This is a genomic window from Pseudoalteromonas sp. S1650 (assembly GCF_005887195.1).
GTDB lineage: Bacteria > Pseudomonadota > Gammaproteobacteria > Enterobacterales > Alteromonadaceae > Pseudoalteromonas > Pseudoalteromonas simplex.
Genome location: NZ_PNDF01000007.1, coordinates 129,948 through 147,792, shown reverse-complemented (window position 1 = coordinate 147,792; position 17,845 = coordinate 129,948). Strand labels below are relative to the sequence as shown.

The 17,845-nt window shown below is 37.0% G+C and carries 12 protein-coding genes; 5 read left to right on the top strand and 7 right to left on the bottom strand.

Annotated elements, in window-relative coordinates; genetic code table 11:
- Positions 1 to 366 precede the first annotated feature (366 nt).
- Both CWB80_RS01010 and CWB80_RS01005 read right to left on the bottom strand, forming a co-directional pair.
- Positions 367 to 1,329 (bottom strand): transcriptional regulator, encoded by a 963-nt coding sequence (locus tag CWB80_RS01010; protein ID WP_138599773.1) that lies wholly within the window; start codon positions 1,327 to 1,329, stop codon positions 367 to 369.
- Positions 1,330 to 1,343: 14 nt separating this feature from the next.
- On the bottom strand, positions 1,344 to 2,582 hold the full coding sequence (locus CWB80_RS01005; protein ID WP_138599774.1) for an AAA family ATPase: 1,239 nt from the start codon (positions 2,580 to 2,582) through the stop codon (positions 1,344 to 1,346).
- A gap of 769 nt (positions 2,583 to 3,351) precedes the next feature.
- On the opposite strand from CWB80_RS01005, the gene CWB80_RS01000 reads away from it, so the two are divergent.
- Entirely contained in the window at positions 3,352 to 4,566 is a 1,215-nt protein-coding gene (locus tag CWB80_RS01000) for a hypothetical protein (RefSeq protein WP_054553336.1), read from the top strand.
- A gap of 63 nt (positions 4,567 to 4,629) precedes the next feature.
- On the opposite strand, the gene CWB80_RS00995 is transcribed toward CWB80_RS01000, so the two are convergent.
- Positions 4,630 to 5,505: a DNA replication terminus site-binding protein gene (locus CWB80_RS00995; RefSeq protein ID WP_054553335.1), complete on the bottom strand. Its 876-nt coding sequence runs from the start codon at positions 5,503 to 5,505 to the stop codon at positions 4,630 to 4,632.
- A gap of 436 nt (positions 5,506 to 5,941) precedes the next feature.
- Here CWB80_RS00995 and CWB80_RS00990 point away from each other — a divergent pair, with 436 nt between their 5' ends.
- Positions 5,942 to 7,291 carry a class II 3-deoxy-7-phosphoheptulonate synthase gene (locus CWB80_RS00990; protein WP_138599775.1) on the top strand — a complete coding sequence of 450 codons (1,350 nt, stop codon included), beginning with the start codon at positions 5,942 to 5,944 and terminating at the stop codon, positions 7,289 to 7,291.
- A 63-nt stretch (positions 7,292 to 7,354) separates the two neighbouring features.
- On the opposite strand, the gene ppsR is transcribed toward CWB80_RS00990, so the two are convergent.
- Positions 7,355 to 8,164 carry a posphoenolpyruvate synthetase regulatory kinase/phosphorylase PpsR gene (ppsR, locus tag CWB80_RS00985; RefSeq protein WP_054553333.1) on the bottom strand — a complete coding sequence of 270 codons (810 nt, stop codon included), beginning with the start codon at positions 8,162 to 8,164 and terminating at the stop codon, positions 7,355 to 7,357.
- Between the two features lie 152 nt (positions 8,165 to 8,316).
- On the opposite strand from ppsR, the gene ppsA reads away from it, so the two are divergent.
- Positions 8,317 to 10,692: a phosphoenolpyruvate synthase gene (gene ppsA, locus CWB80_RS00980; protein WP_138599776.1), complete on the top strand. Its 2,376-nt coding sequence runs from the start codon at positions 8,317 to 8,319 to the stop codon at positions 10,690 to 10,692.
- Positions 10,693 to 10,772: 80 nt separating this feature from the next.
- Here ppsA and CWB80_RS00975 read toward each other — a convergent pair whose 3' ends face one another.
- Entirely contained in the window at positions 10,773 to 10,982 is a 210-nt protein-coding gene (locus CWB80_RS00975) for a PGPGW domain-containing protein (RefSeq protein ID WP_138599777.1), read from the bottom strand.
- A 147-nt stretch (positions 10,983 to 11,129) separates the two neighbouring features.
- Here CWB80_RS00975 and ydiJ point away from each other — a divergent pair, with 147 nt between their 5' ends.
- Positions 11,130 to 14,174 (top strand): D-2-hydroxyglutarate dehydrogenase YdiJ, encoded by a 3,045-nt coding sequence (gene ydiJ, locus CWB80_RS00970; RefSeq protein ID WP_138599778.1) that lies wholly within the window; start codon positions 11,130 to 11,132, stop codon positions 14,172 to 14,174.
- Between the two features lie 36 nt (positions 14,175 to 14,210).
- Here the strand turns inward: ydiJ and CWB80_RS00965 are convergent, their stop codons facing one another.
- Positions 14,211 to 15,398: a cation:proton antiporter gene (locus tag CWB80_RS00965; protein ID WP_054553329.1), complete on the bottom strand. Its 1,188-nt coding sequence runs from the start codon at positions 15,396 to 15,398 to the stop codon at positions 14,211 to 14,213.
- Positions 15,398 to 16,609, bottom strand: a complete 1,212-nt coding sequence (locus CWB80_RS00960; protein WP_054553328.1) for a tyrosine-type recombinase/integrase — start codon at positions 16,607 to 16,609, stop codon at positions 15,398 to 15,400. The genes CWB80_RS00965 and CWB80_RS00960 overlap by 1 nt, the downstream gene beginning before the upstream one ends.
- A gap of 134 nt (positions 16,610 to 16,743) precedes the next feature.
- On the opposite strand from CWB80_RS00960, the gene CWB80_RS00955 reads away from it, so the two are divergent.
- Complete coding sequence (locus CWB80_RS00955) at positions 16,744 to 17,307, top strand: lipid-binding SYLF domain-containing protein (RefSeq protein ID WP_054553327.1); 564 nt, start codon at positions 16,744 to 16,746, stop codon at positions 17,305 to 17,307.
- Positions 17,308 to 17,845: the final 538 nt, after the last annotated feature.

The following is a 17,845-nucleotide window of genomic DNA, read 5'->3' as shown; positions in this document are numbered from 1 at the left end:
ATCGGCCCAGAGCTAAAGCACTATTGGGCAATATTGGACTGGTTGGAGCTGATTAGTTAGTAAAAAAGTGCTTTAAAATAAAATCAAAGTTGAAAAGTGACATACTGAGCATTTAACAAACAACAATCGCACAAGATATAAACAGGTTAATAACAAGGAAGGGGCTTTACAGATCGATTTTTTACTAAGCAAACAAATTTACAGGGTAACAGAACTGTAAAGGGGCGATTAGTTGGTAAAAAACTGATCTGAGAGTGTAATAATGACCAAATTAGCCAACTAAAGATCACTATTTTACTAACGAAAGGAGAGGGGAGATCACGCTTTTACTAACTGTAAAAGCGTGAGAGATCATTATTTTACTAACTAATTAAAGCTATTTAACAATTTAGTTAGCTGCTCTAAGCGATTGTCTGTCATCACTTTATTATCGATTTTGACAGATAAATCACCGCTTTTAATATTACGCTGTACGCTAACAAACTCACTCTCGATAAGCGCTTCACGACGGCTAGGCGCTGCTGGTTCAGCAGTTAATAGCTTGGTAATTGCAAGAGCACGTTTATCATCGCTGCTGATTTGCGCTAATTCGCTATCACTACTAACGTCATTTACAAGCTTGGTAAACAACTGCTCATCTCGTTCTTTGGCACTAATAAGCTTTTTAGCTACTTCACGGCCAACATGATTTGCTGTTGGGTAAAGGCTTAAAACCTCTGAAGGTAGGTTCTCATACGCTTTGATAGCATCAGCAATAGCTGTGTGTGATACCCCCTCAATTGCCGCAATCTCACGATAAGAGCCTTTTTTACCTTCAGCAATAAGCTCATCACGGGTTTGTTGATACGCTTGACCAAGCTCCCATAGGCTCGGGGCAATGTATTGATCAGATGATACAGCAAGTATTTTAGCATCTTGATCTGTAAAGTCTTCCGAGCTTAAAACTAAGTAATCAGAATTGCTTAAAATACATGCTTTACGACGACGAGAGCCTGCTAATACAAGCATTTCGTCACCTTTATCCCAACATAAGGCAGGGTGCTGATTACGACCGTCTTCGGCAATTGCAGGTAGGATATCGGCAACTGACTTTTCATTTAATAATGATTGCACACGGCGGTTTTTACCATAAACTTTTGTTTTAGCTTCAATTTCTGAACTTGCGATAACCTTACAAACCAATGTAATTTGACGAGTAGGATCACTTGGAGCAGGCATACTGATAACATCACCAGCAGAAGCCTGTTCTAGCAAAGCATCTAAACTAGTGCTTTCGATAGACGTTGAAAAAGGGTCTAAGCTGGTATCGTTTTTACGTTTTTTAGCCATTTTTATTAATTACCTTACTTAGCTGAATTTAGCGTTGATTGAGTTGACTGCCAATTAGATCGGATCAACATTTCTAGTTCATCAACCACATCTTTGATATTTTCTTGCGCACGAAGTAGTGACTCACGACTAGCTAAGCTATCTGACGTTTTTTGATCAAAAATGGTATTAAAAGAAGATGAGCTGGCGGTAATTGCCGAGCTATGATTGATTGGATAACTCATTACTTGACGACCAAATGCACTACGAACATCTTTAACGATGTCGCGCTGTGAATGGTTCCCTTTAACATAGTTAGTTACTAAGAATTGCATGAAGTCCCAACCTTGGTGGCCAAGCGCAGCAACTGTATGGTAAATCTCGCCTAATCGCTTTAAGTATTTATTGTTTGCATCAAAGTCTACAGCTTCAGGATGAACAGGGATAAGCATCGATGTAGAAGCCATTAATGCATTATAAAACATAAAGTTAAGTGATGGAGCTGTATCAATTAGAATAATATCAAATTGATCTTTTACCGGTTCAATAACTTTTTCGAGCAATTTATGATAGTGACGAGTTTTATCATAACTAGAGCTATCTTTTAATAAAGTTGCTGTTTCATGCTCAAAATAAAAGTCATCCATACCAGAAGGCAAAATACGAATATTAGGTATATGGGTAGGTAAGAAAGAGTTTGATACTAATTCATCCCAGGTTTCGTTTTCATCGAGTTCAATACAGTCACGCATTAAATCGCCCACAGTAATTGGGTCTGGCTCACTTGGTGGGAAAAAGCTTGATGAAGAACCTTGTGGATCAAGGTCAATGATACCAATTCTGTATCGTTTAATGTTGGTAGTAGCAAGTGCAGCGGCTATGTTCACCATGCTGGTTGTTTTACCACAACCACCTTTTAATGAGTTAATAACGATAACTTGTAATTTATCATCAACTGTACGGTGATCTGGCTTTATATCCATGATATCAGCCATAGCAAAAATATTTACTAAGGTATATGCGTAGTGACCATTAGCACCACGTTTGATATTTAGTTCATCAAAGTCACCATTATCATGACGTCGTTTCAAGGTGCGATTATTACAGCCTAATAAGTCAGCGGCTGCTTTTTGCGTGTAAGTACGAAGTTCTTTTTCTTCAGACTTTAAATGGGCACGATAATGTTGAATACGTCCTTCTAGCGATTTTTCAGCAACTTCTGCTGTCGCTTTTAGTAACCTGTAAGTGGCTAGCGCATTATTATTGATAGACATACTTTCTTCCTCAAAGTTATGCTTTAAGTATAATGTCCATTCAAATTGCTGTAAACAAGTATTTAAGACGACATACCTTTTATTTATAAGACATTTGATAAAAATTTGTAACTTTACTGATGCTAGGTATAAATAAGTAAGTTTAATATCGGTTAAGTATATAGGTATATAAGGTTAAGATGCTAAAATAGTGAAATATATTACTGATTTTATTGAATATTTACTAAAAAGCCAGATCGTGTTTTTACTTGGTAAAGATCAGATCTATAATGACTCGCAGATCAGCATATTACTAAGAAAAAAATGAGCTTTAGACTTATGCACAGCTTAGTCACTGCTTTACACACAAAAATGCTTGTGTAGATCAAACTTTTACTAACTAAATTATAAAGTTATACACTGAGAGGATAACTAAAATGCTCAATAAGTTGGTATGGATCTGATCTATAGTTGGTACAGATCAGATCTATGCTAACTAAAGAGCTGTTTATCCACATGCTGTTTTAAAAAAGCAATTTTTGTCGTGTTAATTTGCTTTAAAAAGGTGATTAACAGGACATAAATTGAACTGAGTTAGTAAAATTGCGACCTATCAACTATAACTTAGTAAAAATCTGATCTGAAAATCAGCAATTACGAAACAGTTAGTATAAAACTGATCCGAAGAAATAAATTATGATCGGATCAAGTTTATACTAACTTAAACATTTAACTTTTGAAGTTTTATGTGTTGTTATTAACTGTCGAAGAAAAATTGGAAATAAGAACAATGAGCCGAAAGGTCAACATCTCGGTAGATAACTTACCCGATACATTACGCGGGCAGATCCACGGGGTGGAAAGTGCAATAGATAATGAAAGTCTTGCACTATTTACAGACAACAAAGATGTGCGTGTTTCAATTGAAAATGCTGCACATGGTTTGAGAGCTTACTCAAATACATTTAATCATTATGATTTATGGGGACGTTTTGTCCGTTCTGGTCATAAGAAGCTTCCGGTTGAAGAAGCACCAAAGAAAACCATCGTCACAAGAAGAATCTCTGAAAAAGTAGACGGCATTCTTTATGATGGCGAAATCAAAATTACACCTGCGGTAGTAAGCACAAGAAAAGATGGTGAAGATGTTGAATATCTTGTTTGGCCATCTGATCGAGAAGAAAAAGTCGAACGTGCCTTAATTCGTTTAGCCTCTAAAGGTAAAATTGTAAAAATCAATTTTAAGTCTGGCATTCAATACGCAGTTGTTTTTTCAATGAATGAATTAGCGCAAGAACTGAAAGCGGTTGGCCAGTCAATGCCTTATCCGCAAATCAAAGAATCATTAGAAGCATTACAAGGTTCTAAACTTTCTTTCAAATATTCAGCAACAGATACGCGTAACTCTGATATTGATGACTCATTTTACGAATCGAACATGAACTTTTTATCGTCACTTCATTTTAGTGGAAAAAAAGGTCAAGGTGGTAACGTAAAATGTGTGGCTTGTTTGAATGCCTTCGTTCATAACATGATCGATAACCTTGAATACAAAGGTTACTACTTTAATAGTGCTCAAGAATTAAAACGTGGTTTATCTCGTTGGATGATGCTTCGTTTATATCATTTATGGCGTTATGCGGCACCGGGTAAGACCTACCATTTCCGACTATTATCGATTATGGAAAAATATGGCTCTATTTATTCAACAGACGAAATTACCGAGAATAAATTAAAAGCTTTGCGTCGTGATATGACTACGACAATGAAAGACTTAATTGAGAAAGGTGCAATCTCTGAATATAACATTACCAATGTCAAAGATGACAAAACGGGTAATATTATTGATTACACATATGAAATGCATCCATCTGATCAATTTTGTGATGAGATTCTTACGCTTAATAAGCATAATAAACGAATCGAAATTCAAGGTGGGAAACGCATTGTTGAGAATGCGGTATTAATCGATGAAGATAAAATTGAAGAAATAGTCGAAGACTAATTTCTTTTATACTTACTTACTATTACTATACAAAAGGCCACATATGTGGCCTTTTTAACATAATCAATCTGTCACTTGTTCTAAGTAAAGTCTATCAACTAAGAAATCATATTCTCTTTTTCGAGGGTGGCTTTCAGGTTTTTGATAATCAGTTAATGTACCAAGTTTTACATCTGGTTCAGGGTTTATCAAAATAAAAGGTAAAGCAGCACTAACATGATATCGATTTTTAGCTGTATATCTTACATTAACTTGTGGGCTAACTCTTGTTGGTCTACGAATTCGCAATTTTTCTTTATCACCTAAACTTGCAACTCGACTTTGCTCTTGTGCAACTAGCGCTTGCCAAGCGTGTTGGTCGATCATTCTTGGGTTAGAATAACTAGCCGATTTATCCAACATTGCTAAGGCCATTTTTTTTGTTAGCGTTTTAGTTGCGTGTTTGTGCATCCAAGTAAAACGAACAGAGTAGGGCGATTCAGTTTCAAAATGGATCTTACGATATGCTGCAAGGGTAATGAGATTTGGAACAGCATTGTGAACAGCTTCAAACCGCGCATCATTATTATCGATAGCTATAACACTATTTTTAAAATCAGCTTTTGCTTTATTTAATTGATTTATCCTTGCAATGAAATGTTGCTTATCGACATCTTTTAAAACTAATAAGCCTGGATGCCTTTTTAATACTCGACTACTTAATCCTGACTTTTTATAAAAATCACCAAAGGAATTTAGAATTAATTTATGAGCATCATCGCCTTCAATTTTATGTACACTAATTGAAGAAGGAACTTTCTTTTCGTCGTTTACATCGATATCTGGCAGTTGATAATATGAAGCCTTATCAAAACCCACTTCTTTTAATTCTTCACAAAACAAATGAGTCAATTCACTGACTAAATCAAACTGACTTCGTATCTCTAACTTTGTACTCATAGGAACACATCTTACTTAACGTTTATTCAATTTTAACCTTATCCTCTGAAAATTAATAGATAAATTTATTTTTAATGCTGACCTAACTTTTTAATTACTTAAAGTATGATGTGTTCTTCTTTATACTGCCTAGTACAGGTTTTCAATTTGATCAATGTTAGATATAAATTGTTCAATATAAGTGTGTAAAGCAGAGGTTACACTAGGCTTTAATTTAGGTAAGATGTGTTCTTGGCCTTTGGGTTAATTGTTAAAACAAAAAAAGCTCTATAACTCACTGTTTCAAAATGGAAAGATGCTAAGTATCTGCTAGTTAATATCGAATCTGTTTATCAAATAACGAAATAATCGTAAATAGCTGAATATTGTCCTTGAACTTAGTGCGTGCAATAAGTTAGTTTTCGTAAATGGTCTATGTTAGGAATGAGGAAACAACATGCAATCGTGGAACCCAGACAGCTGGAGAAAACTGCCGATACTTCAGCAGCCAGAGTACCCAGATCAAGAAGCCCTTAAATCAGTTGAAGGGCAATTAAAAAGCGCACCACCTTTGGTATTTGCTGAAGAGACGCGTAGCTTATACAAACAACTAGAAGCTGTATGTGAAGGCAGAGCCTTTTTATTACAGGGTGGTGATTGCGCAGAGTCATTCAGTGACTTTAATGCAGCAAATATCCGCGATACATTTAAAACACTTTTACAAATGGCCGTTGTTTTAACTTATGGTGGTAAATGCCCTGTAGTTAAAATTGCGCGTATGGCAGGTCAGTACGCTAAGCCTCGCTCATCAGATTACGAAACGATCGATGGTGTATCTCTACCTTCGTACCGTGGTGATATCATCAATAACTTCGAGTTCACTGAGCAAGCACGTGTACCCGACCCACAGCGTTTGATGACAGCATATCATCACAGTGCAGCAACGCTAAATTTATTACGTGCATTCGCGCAAGGTGGTTTAGCCGATTTACATCAAGTAAACCGCTGGAACATGGGTTTTGTTGCGGCAAATCCGCTTAAAGAGAAATACCAACAACTAGCTGACAGAATTCAAGATGCGCTTGAATTTATGGAAGTGTGCGGTATCGACTCAACTGTTGCACCAAGCTTAAAAGAAACAGACTTATTTACATCACACGAAGCATTATTATTAGGCTACGAAGAAGCACTAACACGCCGCGACCACTTATCAGGTGACTGGTACGATTGTTCTGCACACTTTGTTTGGATTGGCGAACGTACACGTCAACTTGATCATGCACACATCGAATTCTTTAAAGGCATTAAAAATCCAATTGGTGTGAAAGTTGGGCCAGGTATGGACCCAGATGAGCTAATCAAACTTATCGATGCAGTTAACCCAGATAACATTCCAGGTCGCTTAACGTTAATTACGCGAATGGGTGCTGATGTACTGCCAGAGAAACTACCGGCACTAGTACGTAAAGTACAACAAGAAGGCCGTAAAGTTATTTGGAGCTCAGATCCAATGCATGGTAATACTGAGAAAGCGAGCTCAGGGTATAAAACACGTAGCTTTAATAATATTCTTCGTGAAATTAGCCAGTTCTTTGCAGTTCACAAAGCTGAAGGTTCTTACCCAGGTGGCGTTCACCTTGAAATGACTGGCCAGCACGTAACAGAATGTACCGGTGGTGCGTATGGTTTATCAGATGAAGATTTAGCACAGCGCTACCGCACACAGTGCGACCCACGCTTAAATGCAGATCAAGTTTTAGAACTAGGTTTCTTAGTTGCTGATTTATTAAAAGACGCACGTAATTAACACTAAGTTATCCAAAAAAGGCTGCATATTGCAGCCTTCTTTAATGTCCGATACTAAAATAAGTTAGTACTTACGTCTTTCAAGACCAGTATCAGATATAATCTTTGCAGAAATTTCTTCTACTGAATGATGAGTCGAATTTAAAAATTGAATCTTCTGTTTTTTATAAAGCATTTCTACTTCACGCACTTCGATACGACACTGTTTTAAAGACGCATATTTTGAATTAGCCATACGACGCTGGCGAATATCGGCAAGGCGAACAGGGTCAATCGTTAAACCAAAAAGTTTATGTTTGTAAGCTTTTAAACACTCAGGCAGGGTGCCTCTTTCTAAATCATCTTCTGTCAGCGGGTAATTCGCCGCTTTGATACCATATTGTAATGCTAGGTATAAACTAGTTGGTGTTTTACCGCTTCTGCTAACACCTACTAAAATAATGTCGGCTTCAGCATAGTTTTTAATGTTAGCGCCATCATCATTGGTCAACGCATAGTTAACCGCATCAATACGAAAATCATAACTTTTCTCGTGCATCGAATGCGTTCTATGAACCTTTGGTACTGGCGCAACTTTTAACTCTTGAGAAATTTTATCACTGTATTGTGATAAAAAGTCATAACACACCGCGCAAGACGATTTAATAATTTCACTTAGCTCGTGGTTTACAAAAGTGAAGAACACGAGTGGCTGTTCTCCATCACGTTGCGCTGTTGAATTAATTAAGTTCTTAACTTCAATTGCTTTTTTTTCTGTTTCAACAAAAGGAATTGTTTTGTGATTAAACTCAACAGGAAACATAGATAAGGTCGCATGACCAAAGACTTCAGAGGTGATTGCTGTTCCATCAGAAATATAAAATGCAGTTCTCATATTTAACCTTTTTATTACCTTTATCTGCAAAATAGGGGCTTCACGGTTTACGTGAGGTCTGTTGCCAGTGTAGAATGACTACGACCTTTTTAGAAGGTTTTCTTTCTTAACTCTCACAGTTAGTACTACAATTTGTTTATGGAGAAAGATCCGTGCAAGAATACGTTCTCTGGTATCAAGAGCTTGGTATGCAAGATGTTCCTCGTGTTGGCGGTAAAAACGCTTCACTTGGTGAAATGATCTCAAACCTAGCTAACGCTGGTGTTCAAGTGCCAGGTGGTTTCGCTACAACCGCTGATGCATTCAATGAGTTTCTAGAGCAATCTGGATTAAACTCAAAAATCCACGATATTTTAGACACATTGGATGTGGATGATGTAAATACACTCGCTAAAGTCGGTGCCGAAATCCGCCAATGGATTATCGATACACCATTCCAACCTAACCTAGACCAAGCCATCCGCGACGCATATAGCCAACTACACGGCGACGCATCACAAGATGTTTCATTTGCAGTTCGCTCATCTGCTACAGCAGAAGACATGCCAGACGCTTCATTCGCAGGACAACAAGAAACGTTTTTAAACGTACGTGGTATTGATGCAGTAATGACTGCAATCAAACACGTGTTTGCCTCACTATTTAATGACCGCGCTATTTCTTACCGTGTTCACCAAGGTTATGATCACCGTGGTGTTGCACTTTCAGCTGGTATCCAACGCATGGTTCGTTCAGATAAAGCAGCTTCAGGTGTTATGTTCAGTATTGATACTGAATCTGGCTTTGAAGATGTTGTATTTGTAACTTCAAGCTATGGTCTTGGTGAAATGGTTGTACAGGGTGCTGTAAACCCAGATGAATTTTATGTTCATAAACCAACTCTTGCTAACGGTAAACCAGCGGTAGTTCGCCGTAACATTGGTTCAAAAGCAATCCAAATGATTTACTCAGCGGATGAATCACATGGTAAGCAAGTTGAAATTGTTGACGTAGATTCGTCACTTTCAAACAAATTCTCAATCACAGATGCTGAAGTTCAAGAACTTGCAAAGCAAGCTGTTATTATTGAAAAGCACTACGGTCGTGCAATGGACATCGAGTGGGCAAAAGACGGCAACGACGGTAAACTTTACATCGTTCAAGCACGTCCAGAAACAGTTCGTTCAAACGAAGACGCTAACGTTATGGAGCGTTTCCAATTAAATGGTACAAGCACAGTTGTTGCTGAAGGCCGTGCAATTGGTCACAAGATTGGTTCAGGTACTGTACGCGTACTAGATTCAATTGATGAAATGGACAAAGTACAACAAGGCGACATTCTAGTTACTGACATGACTGACCCAGACTGGGAGCCAATCATGAAACGTGCCGCTGCGATTGTTACAAACCGTGGTGGACGTACTTGTCACGCGGCAATCATTGCTCGTGAATTAGGTATTCCTGCAGTTGTTGGTTGTGGTAATGCAACTGATTTAATTAAAGCAGGCCAAGATGTAACTGTATCGTGTGCCGAAGGTGACACAGGTTATATCTACGAAGGTATTTTAGATTACGAAGTACTTACATCACGTGTTGATGAAATGCCAGAATTACCAATGAAAGTTATGATGAACGTAGGTAACCCTGATCGTGCATTCGACTTTGCTCGCTTACCTCATGCCGGTGTTGGCCTTGCGCGTGTTGAATTCGTAATCAACCGAATGATTGGTGTTCACCCTAAAGCACTTCTTAATTTTGATGCGCAATCTGACGAGCTAAAAGCTGAAATCTCAGAAATGATGGCAGGTTATGAATCACCTGTAGAGTTCTATATTTCTAAGCTTGTTGAAGGTATTGCAACACTAGGTTGTGCGTTTGCACCTGAGCGTGTCATTGTTCGTATGTCTGACTTTAAGTCAAACGAATATGCAAACCTCGTTGGCGGCCAGCAATATGAGCCGGAAGAAGAAAACCCAATGATTGGTTTCCGTGGTGCAGCACGTTATATCTCTGAAGATTTCCGTGACTGTTTCGCGTTAGAGTGTGAAGCGATTAAACGTGTTCGCAACGAAATGGGTATGACTAATATTGAAATCATGATCCCATTTGTTCGTACGCTTGAAGAAGGTAAGCGCGTTATTGAATTACTTGAAGAACATGGTCTTAAACGTGGCGAAAATGGTCTGAAAGTAATCATGATGTGTGAATTACCATCAAACGCGTTACTTGCAGATGAGTTCTTAGAGTATTTCGATGGTTTCTCTATCGGTTCAAACGACTTAACTCAGTTAACATTAGGTCTTGACCGTGACTCAGGTTTAATTGCGCATCTATTCGATGAGCGTAACCCTGCAATCAAGAAACTATTATCAATGGCTATTCAAACAGCTAAAGCAAAAGGCAAATACGTAGGTATTTGTGGTCAAGGTCCTTCAGATCATGAAGACTTTGCAGCTTGGTTAGTTGAGCAGGGCATTGATTCTGTTTCTCTAAACCCAGATACAGTATTAGAAACTTGGTTATATCTTGCTAAGAAATTAGCCGACTAAGTACTTTATTTAATCAAAATAAAGATTCTGATATAAAAAATGCCAGCACTTAGCTGGCATTTTTGTAGCTCAATTAGAAATCAGCGAGCAAGTTTTTTATCGATATAAGCACATGACTTAGTCAGAGCCTTTTGGCACAAGGTTAAATAATCACGCGCTTTAGGATAGTAAAAAGATAAACAGAAAAGTCCTGCAATAAAGAAGATCAGCGACTGTCCGGGAATAATAACAAAAACTAAACCCAATAACATGCACAAGGCACCTAAACTGATTAATGCAATTTTTTTCATCTGACTATCTCATTTGCTGCTTTAATACACAGTATAAAAGTAATGCCCCCGAAATCGATAAAAAGAGTGTTACAAACTGTAAAATCTTCAATTTATCTTAGCTATTAGCATGATATAATTTGCAAAATGCCTTAATTTATCACCGTCATGATAGCAACAATAAGCCAACAACAAGCCACCACAGAACTCGTTTCTAATTACTTAGATACAATACAAAAACAAGGTTTTAGTGGTGATACCGATGCAAGCTTTTCTACACGTTTAAGTTTATCAACCGATAACAGCGTTTACCAACAGGTACCTCAAGGTGTCATCTTTCCAAAGTCAGCAAAAGACATACAACTTGCTATGCAAATTGCTTCTCGTGATCCGTTTTTATCACTGACTTTTGGTCCACGCGGAGGCGGTACAGGTACTAATGGTCAATCGCTAACCCCTGGTATAGTTGTTGATTTATCTCGCTACATGCGTGAAATCTTAGAAATCAATGTCGAAGAAAATTGGGTGCGCGTGCAAACGGGTGTAATAAAAGACCAATTAAACGACTTTTTGCGTCCTTATGGTTTTTTCTTTGCGCCCGATTTATCAACAAGTAACCGTGCAACAATCGGTGGCATGATAAATACAGATGCATCAGGTCAAGGCTCTTTGGTTTATGGCAAAACAAGTGATCACGTTTTAGGCCTAACAACTTATCTTGTTGATGGCACTGAAATGTCAACAACCCCTATGCCTATTGAAAAAGCAAAAGTAATTGCTGAACAAAACACGACAGTAGGTAAGTTATATAAAACAGTTCTTGATATTGGCCTTGAGAATCGAGACGCTATTTTAGAAAAATTCCCACGTTTAAACCGTTTTCTGACCGGCTACGATTTAGAACATATTCTTTCTGATGATTTACAAACCTTTGATATGAGCCGATTAATTACAGGCTCTGAAGGTTCATTAGGTATTGTAACTGAAGCAAAACTAAATATTACGCCCATTGCTGAATTTAAAACATTAATAAATATTAAATACGATAGCTTTGATTCTGCACTTCGTCATTCACCCTTTCTAGTCGCAGCAAATGCAACTTCTGTAGAAACAGTCGATAGCAAAGTACTTAACCTTGCTCGAGAAGATATCATTTGGCATTCAGTATCGGACTTAATAACCGATGTTGAAAACAAAGATATGCAAGGACTCAACATGGTTGAGTTTAATGCGGTTTCACCAGAAGACATTAAAGATAAAGTAGACACTCTTTGTAAGCTACTCGATGAATGTGTTGAAAAACAAACTAATGGGGTGATCGGTTATCAGTTAACGAATGACAAAGCTGATATTTTAAAAATTTATGCAATGCGTAAAAAGTCAGTGGGTCTTTTAGGTAATGTAAAAGGCAGTCAAAAACCCTTAGCTTTTGCTGAAGATACTGCAGTACCACCAGAAAACTTAGCCGATTTTATAGTCGAGTTTCGTGAACTTCTCGATGACCACAACCTTCAATATGGTATGTTTGGCCATGTTGATGCTGGTGTTTTACACGTACGACCTGCTTTAGATATGTGTGATCCAGAGCAAGAAAAATTACTTCGCCATATTTCAGATGAAGTCGTTAAATTGACTGCAAAATATGGCGGATTGATGTGGGGAGAGCATGGCAAAGGTTATCGAAGTGAATATGGCCCTGAGTTTTTCGGCGAGCATTTATTTACACAACTTCGAAAAATCAAAGCGGCATTTGATCCAAATAACAGAGTAAACCCAGGTAAAATCTGTACGCCAATTGAAAGTAAAGACTCACTCGTTTCTGTTGACGATCAAAAGCGTGCCTGGTTCGACAAAGAAATTTCTATCGATGTTAAAACAGAATTTAATAACGCGATGACCTGTAATGGTAATGGTCTGTGTTTTAACTACGATGAAAAATCACCAATGTGTCCATCTTATAAAGTAACAGGTGACCGCCGTTATTCACCTAAAGGTCGCGCAAGTTTAATGCGCGAGTGGTTGCGCCTTCAAGAGTCTGAAAATATTGATTTACTCAATGTCGAAAAAGAATTAGTTAATGGTGAAGTGATCACTTGGTGGGAGCGCTATCAACATAGTCGCGATAAGAAAAAAGGCGTTTATGATTTCTCTCATGAAGTAAAAGAATCAATGGATGAATGTTTAGCTTGTAAAGCATGTACTACTGCATGCCCAATAAAAGTTGATGTACCAACATTTCGCTCACGCTTTTTAAATTTTTACCACAGTTATTATGCTCGACCAGCAAAAGATTATTTAGTAGCAGGCATCGAACAAACTGCGCCGGTGATGGCAAAATTTGCTAAAGTGGTAAATCCAATAGTAAATACAAAACTTGTTTCAGGATTAATTAAAAATACCATTGGTTATGTTGATACGCCAAGTTTAAGCGTACCGCAACTTTCTAAACGTATTTCAAAAGATCAGCAATTTAATTTTGAATTACTTAATTCGCTTTCAAAAGAACAACAAGCAGAATATGTACTGATAGTACAAGATCCATTCACGAGTTTTTACGAAGCCGAATTAGTCGAAAGCTTTATTAAAGTCATTAAAGCGTTAGGCAAAAAACCTATGCTATTACCATTTAAACCTAATGGTAAAGCTCAGCATGTAAAAGGGTTTTTAAATGAATTTAAAACAACAGCAAAAAATGCAGCTGAGTTTTTAAATTCACTCAGTGAAATCAATGCTCCTTTAGTTGGGCTCGATGCATCTTTGGTTATGTGTTACCGAGATGAATATGTATCAATTTTAAAAGAGAACCGTGGAGATTTTAAAGTTGAGCTTGCGCATGAATGGCTTCAAACGCAAAACTTTAAACAAGTTACTCTTGCCACTACAACGAGTTCGCCATTTAAATTGTTGAGTCATTGTACTGAAACAACAGCAATGCCGAATGCATCTAAAGTTTGGCAAACCATTTTTGCTGATCTAAATTTACAGCTTGAAACTACCAGTACGGGTTGTTGTGGTATGGCAGGAACGTACGGCCATGAAAAACAAAACCAAGAAAATTCACGGGCTCTTTATGAAATGAGTTGGCAACCAATTATTTCAAGTAATGAGCCTGAAACTATTTTAGCAACTGGCTTTTCTTGTCGTAGCCAAGTGAAGCGCTATGAAAAATTTAAACCAAAGCATCCACTGCAATTAATTGCAGAGCTACTTTAAGTTGTAAAAATAAAAAAGGCGCTCAACGCGCCTTTTTTATTGGTAACTTTTTGCTATGGGCTTGGTACTCATGCCATGAATGAACACACTAAATAAAATGGTTGTTAATGTTACTGTGGCAATTTGTTCTTTGTTTTCAATTACTGTATCCATCACCATTAAAGTGAAAACGATAGACGCCAAACCTCTTGGACCAAACCACGCAAAAGTAAATTTGTCTTTGAAATTTAGATTAGTAAACATAAGTGAAAGGAGTACCGGCACAATTCTAAAAATCGTCACACTTAATAACGCATAAAAAATAATTGACCAAGTGATATCATTCACAATTAAGTGACCACATACAAAACCGAATAAACACCAAATTAGTAGCGCAACAAATTCAGCGATATGCTCAGAGTCTTTAACTAGTGTTGAACGAATTTTTTTAGGTGCTAAGTAATCAAATAAAAGCCCCGAAACAAAAACAGCAATAAAGCCACTGCCATGAAAATTTTGTGTTAAAGAGAAAATAGCCATGACTAAGCCAATCAATAAAAATGGACTGCTATTATTTGCAAAGTAATGACGTGCTAATGCTATTTTTAAAAGTGGAATAAACACAGCCATCGACACGCCAGCAACAATAAGTGCTACACCTAACTCTCTTGCAAAAACAAGTAAAGTATCAATTGTCGTTACAGCACTTTCTGGATTTTGAGCTAATAAAAGTAAAATTAAAAAGATGGGTACGCAAAGGCCATCGTTCAAACCACTTTCCGTATTTATTCCTTCGCGAACTTTCTCTGGAACCGATGTGCATTCTAAAATTCCTTTGCTAAGCGCGGCATCAGTCGGCGTTAAGATTACCGCAATCAAAGCAGATTGAAAAAGTGATAACTCCGAAAAGAAAAACAACCCGCCAGCTACACCTAACAGTAATGTCATCGGCAAAGCAACAAAAAGTAACAGGCTAGGGTACTGATAACTATGTTTTAATACGGGAAGTTTTGATTTGGCGGCATCGGTAAATAAAAAAATACTTAAGGTTAATTCAACCAAAGGTAAAATGTCACTGAGTCCGGCTTCGCCTAACTTAAACTCACTCGGCAAAAAGTAAGACATTGCAATTCCGACCAACACAAAAAACATTGGCCCGGTAATTTCTGTTCGCTCTAATTGCCGAATCGTCAGTGAATAAAATAATAAAGCTAAGCCAACTGATGCCAGTATTGTATATTCCATTACACTTTCCTTTTTATTCCGGACTTTGCACGTTCTTTTATATTTGTTTGAATATAGATTTGATCTGTCGTAGCAATTTTTGCATGACCTAAATCTTCAGATAAATGTTTTAGCGGTCTTGTTTGGGCATCGTGTGTTGCACCGGTATGTCTTAACCAGTGAGCAGTGGCCGCTTCAAGTTGTTCCGCATCATCTTTAAAGCCGTCATCTAAAAGAGATTGTTTTGCTAAATCAAAACTTTGCTGAACCAAACGACGAATTTGACGAACAGTCATTCCTCCTTTACCACGAATTTTATGAACTAACGGCTCAGCTTCATCAACGCGGGGCAGGGCAGGTAAACCACGGTAAAGCCTATAACGTTTTAGATATGATATAAAATCTTCACTTAAGGTAACATCACGTAATTTATTGCCTTTACCCATAATTCTTAGAAACCAAAAACCATCATTATCTTGCCAAAAATGTGACATAACGGGTGACCACTGAGGGCGCTCGGATAACTCAGATATTCGTAAGTACAATCCTTTTAAGCAAGCAAGTGTGAATAAATTTCTTTCTAAATCAGGTTGTTGTTCACATAAATCACGAGTAACACCAAAAACATATTCCCATTGAATATCACTAAGTGTATCGGGAATTTTAATTTGCGATTGCACAACTAAGTAAGGGCTATTCTTTTTAACAACCGGTACAAAGTTAGCAAAGGTTTTTTCTTCTAAAATTGCGAACTTATAAAAAACATTTAAAGCTGTAAACATAGCTGCGAGTGTTTGTTGGCTAGCAATATTTTCTTTATTGATGAAAGGGCGCCAATTTGTATTTAGTCGTCTTATGCCTTGTTCATCTTTATAACGCCATTGCACTGAACTTGACAACCAGGCTGAATCTGGTTCAACCATAAAATCAACATAGGCTTCAATATCTTCACGTTTTAGATCAAATACCGATTTTTCAGCAAACAACCACGACCATAAACAAAAACGCTCAAGCTCATTTCGAAAACGATTAAATGTGGCTTCTGATTTTCGGCCATACACATATAAAAACTGATAAACAAAAGCTAAGTCATTTTTTGATTCAGCAACAGTCAATCCAACTTGATGTATAAAGTGTTCAAGTTCTGGATATTCTGTTGCAAGAGTATCATCTTCAAGATGGGCAATTTGGTAACGCAGTTGTTTTAGTGTATCGACGAGAGCAACGAGCATAATGATGTAATATCTTGTAAAATAGCTAGTTATAAGATTACCATAAAGTCCGATACTGTCTAGTATTGGACTTAATATATCTATAGTATTTGCAAAATTAACTAGATTGCCATACTAATATTCAAGGAATATGTATGAAAAAGTTTATCGCTATTAGTTTAGTTTTAATCACTACAATTTTAACCGGTTGTGCTACAACAGGAAGTGCATCTCCCGATGAAAAACGTGCTTTAGTACAAAGCATGAAAAACAATACATTAAGTGAGCTTTACGCTCAAAAACCTGATGTTAAACAACAAATTGCTAACTCTGCTGGTTATGCGGTTTTTGATAATGCCAATGTAAATGTTGTTTTAGCCAGTTTTGGCGGTGGTTATGGTGTAGTAAAAAATAACTTAACCGGTAAATCAACTTACATGAATATGGGTGAAGCAGGTTTAGGCTTAGGTTTAGGTGTTAAAGACTTTAATGTTGTGATGGTTTTTCATAATCAAGCAGCAGTAAATCGCTTTATTGAACATGGTTGGGCATTCGGTGGAAATGCAGATGCAGCAGCAAAATATGAAGATAAAGGTGGTGCTTTAGTTGCCGAAGCAATTGCCGACCAAGTAACTGTTTACTCTTTAACCGAAAATGGCCTTGCACTACAAGCTGTACTTAAAGGCACAAAGTTTTGGGTAGATTCTGAGTTAAATTAAGCTATTTAAAACCCTTCTAAAAGTGGGCTAGTTAGCAACCTAACTGCCACTTTTAATTAATTTATGTAATTTAACATAACGTAATTTATGGGTAATTAAGTATAATTTGTTTCTAGTAGTTAATTTACTTGTTTATATCTATTTTACTATCTTTTATGAGTTCTCATTTATCGCTCTTTCAATTAATAAGTTCTTTGAACAAATAGCTAGTTGTTTTTTATAGTTCTCAAGAGATTAGTTTGTTATGCGTAATTATTTTTAATGTATTACTCTAACAGTTTAGATGTTAAAGCTTTTTATATTTTTAGCATTTAAACCTATCTCATATATCTGCTCTGGCTTTGCTTGCACAATGCCCATTCAAAATAAACGACCTAATTTTGATAACTTTATATCTTTTCATTTGATGTTCCACATCAGAAGTAGTTCGAGTTTTTTAGGTTACCTCCTCTTACACCTCTAGGAAAATTCAGATTTCATGGATAAATGATTAATTAAACTTAACTTTTCATTTTCATCTTAGTAGCATATCCATACT